This window comes from Vibrio chagasii (genome assembly GCF_002954585.1).
Classification (GTDB): Bacteria; Pseudomonadota; Gammaproteobacteria; order Enterobacterales; family Vibrionaceae; genus Vibrio; species Vibrio chagasii_A.
Genome location: NZ_MSCI01000001.1, coordinates 1,037,486 through 1,051,792, shown reverse-complemented (window position 1 = coordinate 1,051,792; position 14,307 = coordinate 1,037,486). Strand labels below are relative to the sequence as shown.

At 44.4% G+C, this 14,307-nt stretch carries 13 protein-coding genes and 1 pseudogene; 6 read left to right on the top strand and 8 right to left on the bottom strand.

Annotation, left to right across the window (positions count from 1 at the left end):
- Positions 1 to 330: 330 nt before the first annotated feature.
- The 6 genes from BTO10_RS05045 to BTO10_RS05020 all read right to left on the bottom strand — a co-directional run bounded on the left by BTO10_RS05045 (position 331) and on the right by BTO10_RS05020 (position 5,264).
- Positions 331 to 1,113 (bottom strand): heme ABC transporter ATP-binding protein, encoded by a 783-nt coding sequence (locus BTO10_RS05045; RefSeq protein WP_105023788.1) that lies wholly within the window; start codon positions 1,111 to 1,113, stop codon positions 331 to 333.
- Positions 1,113 to 2,150 (bottom strand): FecCD family ABC transporter permease, encoded by a 1,038-nt coding sequence (locus BTO10_RS05040; RefSeq protein WP_105023787.1) that lies wholly within the window; start codon positions 2,148 to 2,150, stop codon positions 1,113 to 1,115. The genes BTO10_RS05045 and BTO10_RS05040 overlap by 1 nt, the downstream gene beginning before the upstream one ends.
- A 105-nt stretch (positions 2,151 to 2,255) precedes the next feature.
- Positions 2,256 to 3,146, bottom strand: a complete 891-nt coding sequence (locus BTO10_RS05035) for a heme/hemin ABC transporter substrate-binding protein (RefSeq protein WP_105023786.1) — start codon at positions 3,144 to 3,146, stop codon at positions 2,256 to 2,258.
- Positions 3,147 to 3,340: 194 nt separating this feature from the next.
- A complete protein-coding gene (locus BTO10_RS05030; protein WP_105023785.1) occupies positions 3,341 to 3,754 on the bottom strand; it encodes an ExbD/TolR family protein in 414 nt (137 codons plus the stop codon).
- Entirely contained in the window at positions 3,751 to 4,452 is a 702-nt protein-coding gene (locus BTO10_RS05025; protein WP_105023784.1) for a MotA/TolQ/ExbB proton channel family protein, read from the bottom strand. The genes BTO10_RS05030 and BTO10_RS05025 overlap by 4 nt, the downstream gene beginning before the upstream one ends.
- Before the next feature lie 2 nt (positions 4,453 to 4,454).
- Positions 4,455 to 5,264 (bottom strand): energy transducer TonB, encoded by an 810-nt coding sequence (locus tag BTO10_RS05020; protein ID WP_105023783.1) that lies wholly within the window; start codon positions 5,262 to 5,264, stop codon positions 4,455 to 4,457.
- A gap of 161 nt (positions 5,265 to 5,425) precedes the next feature.
- On the opposite strand from BTO10_RS05020, the pseudogene hutW reads away from it, so the two are divergent.
- From hutW to BTO10_RS05000, 4 genes and pseudogenes are all read left to right on the top strand, one after another.
- A pseudogene (gene hutW / locus BTO10_RS05015) lies at positions 5,426 to 6,834 on the top strand (heme anaerobic degradation radical SAM methyltransferase ChuW/HutW).
- 57 nt (positions 6,835 to 6,891) lie between these two features.
- A complete protein-coding gene (gene hutX / locus BTO10_RS05010; RefSeq protein WP_105023782.1) occupies positions 6,892 to 7,413 on the top strand; it encodes a heme utilization cystosolic carrier protein HutX in 522 nt (173 codons plus the stop codon).
- A gap of 135 nt (positions 7,414 to 7,548) precedes the next feature.
- A complete protein-coding gene (hutZ, locus tag BTO10_RS05005) occupies positions 7,549 to 8,079 on the top strand; it encodes a heme utilization protein HutZ (RefSeq protein WP_105023781.1) in 531 nt (176 codons plus the stop codon).
- A gap of 178 nt (positions 8,080 to 8,257) precedes the next feature.
- Complete coding sequence (locus BTO10_RS05000; protein ID WP_105023780.1) at positions 8,258 to 8,818, top strand: ATP:cob(I)alamin adenosyltransferase; 561 nt, start codon at positions 8,258 to 8,260, stop codon at positions 8,816 to 8,818.
- Between the two features lie 90 nt (positions 8,819 to 8,908).
- Here BTO10_RS05000 and BTO10_RS04995 read toward each other — a convergent pair whose 3' ends face one another.
- The gene (locus BTO10_RS04995) at positions 8,909 to 9,823 is read right to left on the bottom strand and encodes a chemotaxis protein (protein WP_105023779.1); all 915 of its coding nucleotides are present in this window, start codon (positions 9,821 to 9,823) and stop codon (positions 8,909 to 8,911) included.
- A gap of 201 nt (positions 9,824 to 10,024) precedes the next feature.
- On the opposite strand from BTO10_RS04995, the gene ppiC reads away from it, so the two are divergent.
- Both ppiC and BTO10_RS04985 read left to right on the top strand, forming a co-directional pair.
- Positions 10,025 to 10,315 carry a peptidylprolyl isomerase PpiC gene (gene ppiC, locus BTO10_RS04990; protein WP_080566519.1) on the top strand — a complete coding sequence of 97 codons (291 nt, stop codon included), beginning with the start codon at positions 10,025 to 10,027 and terminating at the stop codon, positions 10,313 to 10,315.
- A 274-nt stretch (positions 10,316 to 10,589) separates the two neighbouring features.
- Positions 10,590 to 11,996, top strand: coding sequence for an alpha-amylase family glycosyl hydrolase (locus BTO10_RS04985; protein WP_105023778.1), 1,407 nt, complete (start codon positions 10,590 to 10,592; stop codon positions 11,994 to 11,996).
- Between the two features lie 107 nt (positions 11,997 to 12,103).
- On the opposite strand, the gene BTO10_RS04980 is transcribed toward BTO10_RS04985, so the two are convergent.
- Positions 12,104 to 13,975, bottom strand: coding sequence for a methyl-accepting chemotaxis protein (locus tag BTO10_RS04980; protein ID WP_105023777.1), 1,872 nt, complete (start codon positions 13,973 to 13,975; stop codon positions 12,104 to 12,106).
- Positions 13,976 to 14,307 lie beyond the last annotated feature (332 nt).

Sequence of the window (14,307 nt, the reverse complement as noted above, 5' to 3'; positions counted from 1 at the left end):
TCACTTCTTTTCTTTTGTCACTCTCTAAAGCAGCTCGTTTATTCGCTTCTCTAATAGCGATATTTCTTTTCTTTTTATAGGCTTACATTTGCCTTGTGCTCATCTTTTTCAATCTAACTTGGCGAGTGTCTACTGATGATGTTCATTTCTAGCGCCTCAAAGGCTCGAGGTGAGACGTTTTGGGAGTATTGCTATGGTTACTGGTAAAATTAAGTTTAAGGCGAGAGAGAGGCTATGAGCCAATAAAAAAGCCTCGATAAAACCGAGGCTTATAATGATTTAATCGTCATTAGTTCCGGGTGCTAAAAATGAGCAGGATCTAAATTGAATTTATTGTGCTGGGTGTACCTGAGGGAAGCTCATCGTCGGGTGCTTTTCTACGATGCTTTTGTACCCATAAACATCCTCAATCATTGACGGCCTGAGAGCTTCCCAAGGGCTGCCATCACATACTAAATTCCCATCTTTCAATACCACCAATCGGTCGGAATACTGAGCAGCTAAGTTTAGATCGTGCAACACCACGATGACGGCTGCATTATGATTGTCTGCAAGTTCTCTCGCGATCTTTAGCGTGTTGTGTTGGTGGGCAAGATCCAATGCAGAGGTGGGTTCATCAAGCATTAAGATGCATTGATCGCCAGAGTAGTGAAGCTGAGTGAGTACTCGAGCCAAGTGAACTCTCTGCTTTTCACCACCGGAAAGAGAAGGATAAAGTCTCTCTCCTAAGTGAGATACATCGGCGATGTCCATCTTTTGGTTCGCGATATTGGTCAGCGTCTTGTTTGACTCTTGCAGTGGGATGCCACCAAGCTCGACAACTTCGTGCGCCAGAAACGGGAAGGTCAACGTACTGTGTTGAGGAAGCATAGCTAGATGTTTCGCCAACTTGTGTGAAGGCCATTTGTCTTTAGCATGCCCAAAATATTGAATGTCACCAGTACTGGATATTTCCTGACATAAGGCTTTGAGCAGAGTGCTTTTTCCGGCTCCATTTGGGCCAAGCAGTGTGGTTACTTTTCCTGCTTCAATTTCTATGGATACACTATCTAGTATCTTTTTGCTGCCGAACTTTACTTCAATATCGGTCGCTTTTAGCGCTGCAGGAAACATTAAAGGATTCTCCCTTTCTGTTGGAATAGTAGGTATAAGAAGAAGGGTGCGCCAATAATCGCAGTGACAATCCCTACTGGTAGCTCTGCTGGGGCAAGAGCAACGCGTGAGAACATGTCTGCTGCTGTTAATAGTAGTGCGCCTAGTACCGCTGATAAAGGTAACAGAACTCGGTGATCAGGGCCTGCGAGCATGCGACCTAAATGTGGGATAACCAGTCCGATAAAACCAATCATGCCAGATAGGCTTACCGTGATACCCACCCCCGCTGCTGTCAGTAGAATAAGCTGTCGTTTCAGTTTTTGAACTGGAATACCCAGGTGTTGAGCTTCTGACTCACCTAGGAGCAGGGCATTCAGAGACATCGCTTGTCGGTAGAAAATGACGAACAGTCCAACGAGCGTAATTGCAGCAAGTATAATCCCTGACCATTTAGCTCCAGCTAATGAGCCCATCGACCATAGCGAAAGGTCACGCAGCATTTGATCATCAGCGATGAAGTTTAAGAAGCCTATCCCTGCTCCTGAAAGTGCGCTGATCGCGACACCTGCCAGTAGCATGATAGTTACTGAAGTTCCGAATTTGCCAGTACCAAGTTTGTAAACCAACAATGTGGTTAGAGCGCCGCCCAAGAAAGCAAAGACAGGTACTGCGGCAAAGTTCATGAATGCCGAGTATTGAAGCGAAAGCTCAGAGAACAGAACGATAGCTAGCGCAGCCCCTAAGGCCGCACCGGCTGACACGCCAATGATGCCAGGCTCAGCGAGTGGGTTACGGAATAGCCCCTGCATAACAGCACCGCATAGTGCGAGAATGGCACCAATTAGCATGCATAGTATGGTTCTAGGCAGTCGAATTTCTTGAATGACTAAATTGATGTGAGGCGCTAAGTCATTGTTTGGAATAACTAAGCTCGTTGCGCTGTCCATTAAACTAATATTCATTGGCCCAACAGTGATTGAGTACAGCGCGACAAAGGCTAGGGTTGCACCTAGGCCTATCATCGTTGTTTTTAGGGGGACGGATCGTAGCAACATAAAGGGCCTCAATGTCTATTGCTATCTAGAAGGCTCATCACCAACATGGTTCTAAGGATTGGTAATGGAGCTAGGCTACAGCAATAGTTGGAATAGGTAGTCGAGTTATAGCGGATAGATAAGTGCGTTTAGTCGTTTCGCTTCTGAAAGGCTTTCTAGACCAAGTCCGCCCACTAAAGCGCTGCCATTTACAGTGATGATTTGCTTGTTCATACCTGCAGGGGTTACCGCTAACATAGGTAACGACTTAAGAATCGCATCAGCGCCGCCCATTTTTTGGTAACTGCGACCACTCACTAAAATGACATCAGGCTGCATCTCGACAAGCGATTCCATTGATAATGGTTTGTAAGATGTAAGGCTTTGAGCTGCTGGGTTGATACCGCCAGCCAATTCAATGATCGCATTTGGTGATGTTTCACCACCCGCTACGTTGGCAGGGCGACCTTCGTGCAGCAATAGGAATAGTACTTTCTTGGCTTGGTTACTCGGTACTTGATTCGCTTTAAGTGCCGCGATCTTTTGATTCACTTCGGCTTTGACTTGCTGTGAGTGATCTTCGGTGTGGGTGATCTTTGCGATTTGGTCGATACGTTTTAGTAGCCCTTCAACGTTAGCCTCAGTGTTCACGATTTCGACGTTGACGCCCGCAGATTTCATTTGAGAGATCGCATTGTCCGGCCCCATCTCATCAGAACCAATCAGTGTGGTTGGCTCTAAAGCAAGCAAACCTTCAGCAGATAGGTTTCTGTGATAGCCGATCTTTGGCAGTTTTTCAGTTTGAGGAAAACGACTGGTCACATCAATGCCAACCAATTGTTCTTCTGCGCCAAGCGCTAAAACCAATTCTGTAACGGCGCTGCCAGCACTGATGATTCGCGGTTGTTCAATGTCGTTAGCCATCGCGGTTGGTGCACTAAGAGCTAAGCTCATTGCTGCCAATGAAAAGAGAGAAGTCTTGGTCTTTAATTTATTGAGCACGTTTAAGTTGTTCATAATAATGTCTTTATACTGTCTTTATACTGTCTTTTTGTATCGCGAAGATTCTCAGTGAGCAGTCCGTTCGCATTGTGAGTTCTAATCAAAAGAGAGGCTAGGTTCAGGCTGTTTGGTCTTAGTAACCAAGGGCCAAGCCTTTTGAATAATGTGTTGTTCTAACTATCGTGTTTGTTTCAAGTTATCGAGTAGCTCTAGCCATCGTCAGTGAGCAGCTGAGTCGCAGGAATTCCGTTTTCTTGAAGGAAAGACAATAGCTTCACTAAGTTCTCAACGTTGGCAGCTTTATCGGCCCCAATAATGATTGGCTTTTTATCCGTTGAGCCTGTTTCTTCCAGTAAGGCGATCTTGAAGTTTTCCCATTCAATGTACTCTTTTCCGTTGATAGCCCAGTAAGGTTCATGCTCTAAGATATTGACGCTAATCGAATCTTTGTGGACTTCTGAAACGTTTTTGACGTCTGAACTTGGTAGCTCAACTTCTAGCGATTCCAGCTTTACCGAAGCGGTAAGCAGTAGAAAAACCATCACAATAAAAATGATGTCGAGCAGAGGCGTTAAGTCGGGCGTCAGGCTCTGCGTATGGGATGAGTTTGGCGTTTTAATCATGCTTGGCTCACATTACCTACAGAGGCTTGGCTTGCAGACGAATGATTTACATCACCAGACTGGTTCGTTTGGATGGACATGCCTTCTAGCCATACATTTACGTAATTCAGAGTGTGTTCTAGTTGAGCAAGTACTCGGTCAGCCCACAGCCCGAGCAGTTGCGCACCAGAGATAGCAGGTAGAGCAATCATCAAGCCAGCAGCGGTCGTTCTCATTGCTAAACCAAGACCATCTGCCAAATCATTGGGTGTGATGCTGCCTGTTGTCGCTGCAACACCTTGAAACATCTCGATAAGACCAAGTACCGTACCAAGTAGGCCGATAAGTGGACTGATAACACCGATTAAGCCCAACAGTCTTAATCCTGCATGCAGTTGGTGGCGTTTTTCTTGAAGCCAAATACCAGCGGCATCTTCACGTAACCCTTTGGAAAATGAGTGGTGAGCGAGCAGCATAGAGACGCCTTTGTAGAGCAAAGGTCTTTTGCCTGAAATTGAATGAGCAAGTGCTTCGATTTCTTGGCTGTTAGTTGGTGAAATTTGGTTTAGCTCGCGGCGAATCGCACGTTTGCCAACACCAATGCTGAGCATGACTTGGAAGATTCGCTCGGCGATGATCATTGCGGTGAGTGCTGAACAGATGAGAAGCGGCCAAGTCATTAAGCCAAGTTGATCTTGTAAGTAACTGATTTGTTGCATGATTAATCCAACCTAAAGCGAACAGGTATTTGTACACGGTGAGCGATTGCTCGGCCGTTGACAGTGTGAGGTGAGAACTTCCATTGTTTAATGGCTTCTAATGCGGCGTTGTCGAGCATCAGTGCGCCTGATGAATTTACTAATGCTTGTTTAACTTGTTTACCTTCAGCGTCTAGCCAGATCTCGTAAGTTGCTACACCTTCAATACCACGACGTCGTGCTTGGCGAGGGTAATTCGGTGGTGTAGGGCGAGAAGAAAATGATGGCTTCGTGATTAATACGGGCTCTTTGTTTGATAGGCCTTGGTTTACTTCCTGAGGCTGGTTGGCAGACGCGTCCATATCTTTATCGACTTTCTTGTCGGCTAGCTTTTCTGGTTGTGACGTAGGTTTTGACTTTGCTTTTGGCTCAGGGCGCTCTTTCCTAACGACCTTATTTTCAGCAACTGACTTTTTTTGAACTGGCTTCTTTTGAACAATCTTTTTTTCGACTTTCTTTGGCTGTGGTTTATTGGTGATCGCCTTTTTCTTCGGTGTTGGTTTAGCCTGTTTTGGCTCAACGGCCTTTGGCTCTACTGGTTTAGGTTCTGCCTTTGAAACAGGTTCTTTGATTGGTTCTGGTTCAACGGGCTCAGTGGCCGTTTTTTGTTGAGCTTGAGAAGGTGCGCGCTTCGGAGTGAAGTTGATCGATACCGTGTTCGATTGGCTACCTGCAGGCATCGCAAATACTTTGGATTCTTGAGCGACAAATAATAGCGCCGCATGAATCACTAACGATGCACCGCCTGCAATAACATACCTAGGAACGTTCACTTTCAATCCTTTACCAAATCTCAATTCTGTACCGGATTATTGCTTAGAATCTAAATAAGATCAATTATCAATTGCATTATCATTTTAGGCTATTTATGATTCTCTCAGTTTTTAGCGAATAGTCTTCCAGACTTTGCTACGTAAGTGTTTAGAGAGATTATATGCGTCTTGGTATTTATAAATTTGACGAATTAATCTTGGGCATTTCTAGCTCTGATCCGCTCGTTTTGCGTTTGCCAAAAAGCATTCTGCACACGCCGGAGGAAGCTCAATTCCGGTTGATTCGAGCAAGAAGTTGGAGCTCTTTGATGAACTGATGCTGAGTGAAGGGAAAAAACAGGATAAACGTTGCTTGTATATCCATATTCCTTTTTGTCGTGTGCGTTGTACTTTCTGTAATTTTTTCCAAAATGCGGCAAGTCGCAAATAGGTAGACGAGTATTTCGATGCATTGATGGTAGAGCTCAAGCAAAAAGCCAAAACACCATGGGCACAGTCTGGGTTGTTTCATGCCATTTATATCGGTGGGGGAACTCCAACCGATTTGTCGCCTAAACAAGTCGAGCTAATAGGCAAGGTTATTCGCCAACATTTTCTACTCGCTAATGATGTTGAAATGACTTTAGAAGGACGCATCAACCGATTCGGTGATGACATGTTCGATAGTGCACTTAAAGGTGGCTTCAATCACTTCTCATTTGGTATTCAGAGTTTCAACACCAAAGTACGACGCAGCGCGAAACGTTTAGATGACCGTGAAGTGGTTCTTGAACGTATCAGCTCTTTGAGTCGCACCGAGCAAGCACCGATCGTTCTCGATTTACTGTATGGGTTACCGTACCAATAGATGGATGTGTTCCAACAAGATCTAGAAGACTACATGGCGACGGGGGCACACGGTATTGACCTTTACCAACTGATTGTAGGGGGCAGTGCTCCTATGCTTAATCTGGTTGATAAAGGGAAGGTCCCACCACCGGCTAATACGCCAGATAAAGCAAGTATGTATTTAGCGGGTGTTGAGTTCATGGCTAAGCACAATGTTAAACAGCTGAGCGTCAATCACTGGACTTGCGATAATCGCGAACGCAGCATTTACAACAGTTTAGCGAAAACCTATACCGAGGTTTTGCCTATTGGTTGTGGTGCTGGTGGTAATATCGGTGGTCATTGTGTGATGCAACATCGAACTTTAGACGGCTATATGGAGTCTATTAAGAAAGGGCAATTACCAATAGCCATGATGACCAAACAGAGTGCCTTGGAACGTACGTTTTCTGCATTAAAGGCCGGCTTTGATTCTGGTGTGGTTAGAAAAAGCACACTTCCAAGCTTCATGGGACAAGACATTTTTGATTACCTGAAACCTCTATTCGGACATTGGGAACAGAATGGTTTGGTTGAGCTTTCAGAAGATTATCTGAGTCTTACTATTGCTGGTAGCTTTTGGGCAGTAAGCCTAGCTCGGAGTGTTATTCAAGTGTTTAACGATGAGTATCAGGCTGCGAACCCGGCTCCGATTGCAGCTGCAGCGGGTGTTCATCCACACGCAAGTTCGAAGCACGCTTAATATCGAATTTGCATTTTATAACTTACGTAATTACTTGTTTACACGGAAATATATCCAATGACAGATACAACATTAGAAGTAACAGAAACTCTAGAGCAACGTGTTGCTAACATCCTAGAAGAAGAACCAAAACTGCTGCCAACTGCTATTGCAGAGAAGCTTGGCGTCTCAGAGGTTGAAGTCGTCGCTGCTTTTCCAAACGACATGGCAGTGATGCTAGATGGCAGCCGTGCTCAAGAAATTTTGGAAGGCTTAGTGGGGTGGGGACCAGTGACCACGATCGTGCACTCATTTGGCTCTATCTTTGAAGTAAAGGCGCCGTTCCCTAAAGGTAAAGTAGCGCGTGGCTACTACAACTTGATGGGTAAAGATGGTGAGCTTCACGGTCACCTTAAATTAGACAATATCAAACACATCGGTTTGGTGAGCAAAGCGTTTATGGGTCGTGAAAGCCATTACTTTGGTTTCTTCAGTGAATCTGGTGAGAACATTTTCAAGATTTACCTAGGCCGCAATGAAAAGCGTGAGCTTATCGCTGACCAAGTAGAACGCTTCAAAGCACTAAAAGAACAAGCTTAAGAAAAATCAGCAGCAGTTAATAAAACATTCATGCTCGAGGACCACATAGATTAATGGCCGTTGTAAATCGCCACTAGGGTCGCTCAACCTTGAGCAAACATAATAAATCAGAGAAAGCGAAGTAAGGAATTACCCATGGAACAACAAGTAAAACAAGAACGTCTACAAGGTCGCCTAGGTCCAGAAATTAAAGAGTTTCGCCAAGAGCGTCGTACCCTTCAATTGGCAACGGTTGATGAAGAGGGCCGCCCGAACGTGAGCTACGCGCCTTTCGTTCAAAACCAAGAAGGTTACTTTGTTCTAATTTCTGATATTGCTCGTCACGCTCGTAACTTGAAAGCGAACCCACAAGTTTCTTTGATGATGATTGAAGATGAAGAGAGTTCAAAGCAGCTTTACGCGCGTAAGCGTTTAACGTTTGATGCTCAAGCAAGTGTTGTTGAGCGTGAAACAGAGCTTTGGACTCAAGTGATTGGCCAGATGCAAGAGCGCTTTGGCGAGATCATTGATGGCTTGAGCCAACTTCAAGATTTCTCTTTATTCAAATTGAAAGCAGAGAATGGCCTGTTCGTTAAAGGCTTTGGTCAAGCGTACCAAGTGTCTGGTGATGACCTAGTTGACTTCGTTCACCTGCAAGAAGGTCACAAAAAAGTATCGAACGAGTAATCTCATTTAAAGGATTACTAAGAAGCCCTCCATTTCGGAGGGCTTTTTTCGTTTGATTGTCTCTGCTATTTCATCAGTAAACCAAGAAATTGAGTGTCGTTGAGATGATAAAAGCAGACTCAGCTAAAGAGTTTGCTATATTGGCGTCTGATTAATAGTTATGTGTAAGGATCGCCACGTGAAACCAGTAAGTCGAGATTGGGACGAGTTCTGTTATCCATTTATTTATGAAGACAGTCCTATCTGTGATTTTGAGATTCTATCGGATGAACTCTGTTGCCGAATTGGATTGGTGCTGTCTCTAGAGTTAGAACCACAAGTTCGTGAGATCCTGCAACGCCTACAGCCGAACATCTACCACTTGAATGGCTCGGTGCGTGGCAAGCTAGCGATTTCTGAGTCCGAATTGGTCGAGCTTAAGCAAGATTACCACCGTATTCGTGAGCAGCTAGAAGGTGGCTTCAAAGGTTTTGTTTTGCCTGGCGGGCATCGAGTATCGAGCGAACTTCATTTGTGCCGTTGTCAGGCGAAGAAAGTTGTTCGCGCTTTGGTGAGCATTGAGCACCATGAAAGTAAAAAGTCGCCGGATCCGATTCTTTTTAAATACGCTAACTTAGTCGCGAACACTCTGTATGCCTTGGCGTCTTATACCAATCGTATCAATGAGGTTGAGGAAGTGGAGTTTGTGAGTAAGAGCTATTCTATGCCAAAAAGCTCGATGCCTAAAAAGAAAGACTAACGTTTAGTCCTGTTCTGATTAATCGATGAAAGTCTAAGAAGTTTCCAAGCTAAACCATCAAGCATGATGGTTTAGCTCCTAAGATAGAGTTTAAGCGGTCGTAGAGGCGTTGTTTAAGACTTTTGCACCACGCAGCATGGCTTCGATTAATTCACCTGCATTGAATTTCTCAAGTGCTTCATGGGCACCAACCTGATTAGCTCGGTCCACACAGATCTCACTCGATAGTGAAGTGTGCAAAATACAATAGGCATGGCTCAGTGCGCTGTCATTTTGTACTTCAAACGCAAGCTCATAGCCATCGAGTCCTGGCATCTCAATATCGCTCACTAACAGGTCGACCGTATTGCCCACGCTAGCTTGGCGTCTCATTAGGTCGATCGCATCTAATCCGTTGTTACAAATACTGTAAGGAATGTTGATGCTGTCCAGAGCATCAGATAGCTGCTTACGCGCAATCAAAGAGTCATCCACTAATAAGATATTCAGTGCTTTTAGACGCTCTCGTTCAACGTCCGTCAGCATAGGGATTTGTGCGTTCTCGTAATCAGGGTAGATCTTGGAGAGTAGCAACTCTACGTCGAGCATCTGTACGATACGATCTTCAAAGCGCGTAATGCCCGTCACAAACACATTTCGTCCTACGCTTGCTGGTGGCGATTCAATGCTCTTCCAATCACATTCGATGATTTTATCGATCGAGCGAACCAAAAATGCGACTACGGTTCTCAAACAGTCCGTCACGATGAGTACACAATCTTGGTATTCAGCCGGAGTGATCGGACGAAAGCCTATCGCGGCAGACATATCAATGACAGGAACCGTGAGCTCGCGGATGGGCACTGTGCCAATCACATGGTGATGAGAATAGGGGATTTGGGTCATTGGTTGAAAAGGAACAATTTCCCTGACCTTAAGCGTGCCAATAGCAAAACTTTGAGTGAGGGACAGCTTAAACATCAACATTCCCTGTGACTGACTCGCTTTACTTATCGGTTTGGCCATAAGTGGCTCCTGTTTACTATACGCCTAATTTATAAAGATTAATTTAAAGGTAAATATCAGCCGCGGCAAGTAACTATACGGTTTTTAGGGGCTTTAAGGTGCTTGTTTTCGGTTATTGAGTGAAGAATGGTAGCACTTGGGTTAAAATCACGCTAAATACTCGCTGTCGATGAAATAAGTCGGCAAGCAGACTGCAACAAACTGAGAGTTATCATGGCAAGAACAGCAGCAGCGCTTCATATTTTGGTGAAGCACAAAGAACAAGCAGAAGACATCATCAAGCAGCTTAAAAAAGGCGCTAAGTTTCAAACGCTAGCGAAGAAGTACTCAACGTGTCCATCTGGTAAAAAGGGCGGCGATTTAGGTGAGTTCCGTAAAGGGCAAATGGTGCCTCAGTTTGATAAGGTTTGTTTCTCTGGCGAGACGCTGGTACCACATCTTGTTAAAACGAAATTTGGTTGGCACGTGGTTAAGGTTCTTTACAGAACCTAGTGTAAGATATGTATTAGATGGAATAAAAGGAGCGTATATACGCTCCTTTTTTGTGACTTTTTGATGAATTTAATTGGATTATGGCTGAGTGTTCATCCCGGACGATATGCGATAATTAATGCTACGCCCTTCATCATCCACCGCGAGTAATTGGCAGGAGGAGGAGGGGTTTTAATGAGTAACTCATATAATAAATGCCATTCTTGAGGACATTTAAACAGCTTTGCCTTTAGCCTATCTACAAAGCTGTAAACGAGTTTGGTAGGAGAACAACATGGACAGTTCAGCTATGTTAAGCAACCCAGCGACAGATGTTATCTTGCACGCTTTTGACTGGTGCTATGCTGACGTAATGAAGAACGCCCCACTTATTCAGGAGTTGGGATATAAATCGGTTTTAGTTTCACCAGCGATGAAATCACTACGCGCGTCCAAAGATAGCGGTCGAGCGTCTCGAACTCAGTGGTGGCAACGTTATCAACCACAAGACTATCGTATGATTGATAACCAGCTCGGTGATACGATCGATTTTATTGCGATGGTGAAGGCGCTAAAGCAGCACGGCCTTCGTACTTATGTCGATGTGGTATTCAACCACATGGCGAATGAATCTAGTATCCGCAGCGATTTAACGTATCCAAACGCACAGGATCTGACGTCTTATCAAAATGCTCCTGAATACTATGAATCAATTCGTTTGTTTGGTGATCTGTCTAAGCCACTTTTTAATGAAAATGACTTTGTAGAAGCGTTCGGCATCAAAAACTGGAAAGATACGTGGGAAGTTCAAAACGGTCGCATTACAGGGGGAGCCAGTGATCCGGGCCTACCAACCCTGTTAGACAACGACAATGTGGTCGCGCAGCAGCGAGCGTATTTAAAAGCTCTGAAAGCGATTGGTGTGAAAGGTTTTCGTATTGATGCAGCAAAACACATGACACTGTCACACCTGAGAAAAGTGTGGACGGATGATATCTGTGAAGAAATGCATATCTTTGGTGAAATTATCACTGATGGTGGCGCGACGGAGGAAGAGTACCAACTATTTCTCGAGCCCTACCTAAAGCACACTCGTTTAGGTGCTTACGATTTTCCACTGTTTAATACTATCTATAAAGCGTTTGAAGAACAGGGTAGTTTTAAGTCTTTGATCAACCCTTACTGTTTTGGCCAAGCTCTATCGAACATGAGAGCCATCACCTTTGCTGTGACCCATGATATCCCAAACAATGATGTGTTCTTGGAACATATTATGGATGAAGTTGATGAACGTCTTGCTCACGCTTTCATTCTTGGTCGCGATGGCGGTGTGCCGCTTATATACAGTGAGCTGAGCACCAGCGGTATTCTGGATCAACATGGCCAGCCTCGTTGGCTCAATGATTGGCAAGCGCCATACATGAAAAGCATGATTCAATTCCACAATCATGTTCATGGTGAGGCGATGCGTGTGGTTGAAGCCAATGATGACTTAATGGTGTTTGTTCGTGGAGACAAAGGCATTGTAGTGATCAATAAGTCTAAGAGAAGCAAAACGGCATCGCTCTCTTGGACTGGACCTGTAACGGACTTGCTGTCAGGCAAAGTGATTGATTGCATTGATAGCAAAGTAACGATCAAGGTTGAATCCAATCAATGCATGATGCTGACAACCAATGACCCCGAGCCTGTGAACAGTTAATCGGATCACTTTAAGAAGAGATTAAAAGAAAGGCCCGCCTACTCGTTTGAGTAAGCGGGCCTTTTTGATTTGAAGCTAGGAATCTAGCTACTCAAAGCTAAAGGTGACTAAACCGTGAACTTGTTCAGCAGTTCGTCTTGTTGGCGAACGTTGTCGGTTTGCACTTGCATCGCTTCATTTGCTTCTTGAGCTGCAGTAGACACTTGTGTTGAAAGGTCTTTGATCTTAACCGTGTTGTTGTTGATCTCTTCCGCCACTAAGCTCTGCTCTTCTGCCGCTGATGCAATCTGAATGTTCATATCAGAAATACGTTGAATGGCGTCACGGATGCGGTCTAGTGAAGAGTTGGCTTGCTGAGCTCGTTCAACGGCGTCAGTAGCTGTGTCTTTACTTTGGTTCATCGCATTCGATACAGAGCTCGCACCGGCTTGAAGTTGTTCAATCATGTTGCGGATTTCAGTTGTCGACTCTTGAGTACGCTGCGCCAGAGTACGAACTTCATCTGCTACGACAGCAAAACCACGACCAGACTCACCCGCACGTGCTGCCTCGATCGCTGCGTTTAGTGCCAATAGGTTGGTTTGGTCCGCGATATCGTTAATTACCTTAAGAATCGTTTCGATATTCGCTGTTGCTGATTCTAGAACTTGTACTTCAGCAACGGCTTGGTCGATACGCTCAGATAGGTTATCAATCGCTTGTGTGGTTTCACTTACGACTGATGTGCCGTCTAATGTAGCCTCGTCCGCTTCACGAGCCGCAGCTGCTGCACCTTGAGCATTATTGGCTACTTCGGTTGCCGTTACCGCCATCTCGTTCATTGCAGTCGCAAGCTGCTCTAGCTCTTGCAGTTGAGTGCTCATAGCGCTTGCTGATTCACCAGCACCTCTTACTGTGATTTCAGTACCACGTTTAATCTCCACACCAATCGCCTTCGATTGAATGATTTGATTTTGTAGGTTTTCAGTGAAGGTATTGAAGCCTTTTGCTAAGTCAGAGAACTCTTTGTCTGTGTTGGTATCTAGACGCTTAGTCAGGTCACCTTGACCACTCGCTACGTCTTGAATCGCTTCGTTAAGAGCATCCAGTGGACGCATTAGCACACGAATCAGAACCGTTAGTGCAACGATACTAAGAACCACAGCGATCAAAGAATAGATCATTGAGCTGTGTTTTAAGTCTTCGACCGTTTGGTAAGCGATCTCTTCATCAAGGATGGCACCAATGTACCAATCTTCACTTGGGATATGAGTGAAGTTAACTAGGAACATCTTACCGTCGACTTCGATCTCTTGAGAGCCCTCACGAATGGTTGCTTGTGGCATGTAGCTTGAAAGCACTTCACCGTTGTTTTTCGCGTTCGGGTGAGCGATCGTTGTACCATCAGCAGTCACAAGGAATAGGTAGCCTGCATCAAATAGGTTTACCTGGTTGATCAATTTCGCCATGTTAGTGAGTTCCAAATCGTAGAACATACCTGCTGTGAAGCGGCCGTTGTCTTTAACTGGAGTACCGACTGAGATGATCACCTTCTTGCTTGATGCGTCCACGTAAGGAGCGGTGACTACTAAACTGTTTTTGGATTTAGCATCAATATACCAAGGGCGAATTCGAGGGTCGTAATCTGGACCCGCTTCCCAACCGTCATCATTCTCGATAACGAAACCGTTTGCTTCATAACCAAAACCAACGGCTAGGAAGCTGTTTTTAAGCTTTGACTTTTCAAGAATAGTTTTAACGTAGGTGCGATCTTGAGGGTTAATTTCGATGACTTCAGTCGTCGACTGCGCCAATGCTTTTTTAGCGTCCATTTCTGATACCACGGTGTTCTTAACACCAGATACCATCTCTTCTAGGCTCGCATTTACGTTGTTCTGTACAGCACTTCTCACAGTGTAAAGTTGTTGTATTGAAAGCAATGATACTGTCACTAGCAGCAAGGCTGATGATGCAGCAACCACCTTATGGCTAAATTTCATTGAATTTTCCCCTTCTCACAGGCTTTGCGAAGACTAAAGTTAATTGTGTTTTTGTATTTATATATATCGACAGGATGGCAATTTACTTGAATGTAAATTCACAAAATAGACTACAAAAATACAACAACCTAAACAATACAAAATTCACTACATCACATAATTGTTAATTTTATTAATTGCTTCAATGAGTTGAGGAGTTAGAAGTTTCGGACTTTAAGGTGAAATTAAAAATGTATTAATTTTACTTTTATGCACTTTGTTTTTTATATAGAAGAGGGGATTTAGAGAAAAGATACGAAATTAACTGATATGCCTGTTAACTAAGAATCTGA

What these genes read in the sequence shown, in the direction of transcription:
- BTO10_RS05045 (WP_105023788.1), bottom strand. Translation starts at nt 1,113, where the DNA reads ATGTTTCCTGCAGCGCTAAAAGCGACCGATATTGAAGTAAAGTTCGGC.
- BTO10_RS05040 (WP_105023787.1), bottom strand. Translation starts at nt 2,150, where the DNA reads ATGTTGCTACGATCCGTCCCCCTAAAAACAACGATGATAGGCCTAGGT.
- BTO10_RS05035 (WP_105023786.1), bottom strand. Translation starts at nt 3,146, where the DNA reads ATGAACAACTTAAACGTGCTCAATAAATTAAAGACCAAGACTTCTCTC.
- BTO10_RS05030 (WP_105023785.1), bottom strand. Translation starts at nt 3,754, where the DNA reads ATGATTAAAACGCCAAACTCATCCCATACGCAGAGCCTGACGCCCGAC.
- BTO10_RS05025 (WP_105023784.1), bottom strand. Translation starts at nt 4,452, where the DNA reads ATGCAACAAATCAGTTACTTACAAGATCAACTTGGCTTAATGACTTGG.
- hutX (WP_105023782.1), top strand. Translation starts at nt 6,892, where the DNA reads ATGACAGATACAACATTAGAAGTAACAGAAACTCTAGAGCAACGTGTT.
- hutZ (WP_105023781.1), top strand. Translation starts at nt 7,549, where the DNA reads ATGGAACAACAAGTAAAACAAGAACGTCTACAAGGTCGCCTAGGTCCA.
- BTO10_RS04995 (WP_105023779.1), bottom strand. Translation starts at nt 9,823, where the DNA reads ATGGCCAAACCGATAAGTAAAGCGAGTCAGTCACAGGGAATGTTGATG.
- BTO10_RS04985 (WP_105023778.1), top strand. Translation starts at nt 10,590, where the DNA reads ATGGACAGTTCAGCTATGTTAAGCAACCCAGCGACAGATGTTATCTTG.
- BTO10_RS04980 (WP_105023777.1), bottom strand. Translation starts at nt 13,975, where the DNA reads ATGAAATTTAGCCATAAGGTGGTTGCTGCATCATCAGCCTTGCTGCTA.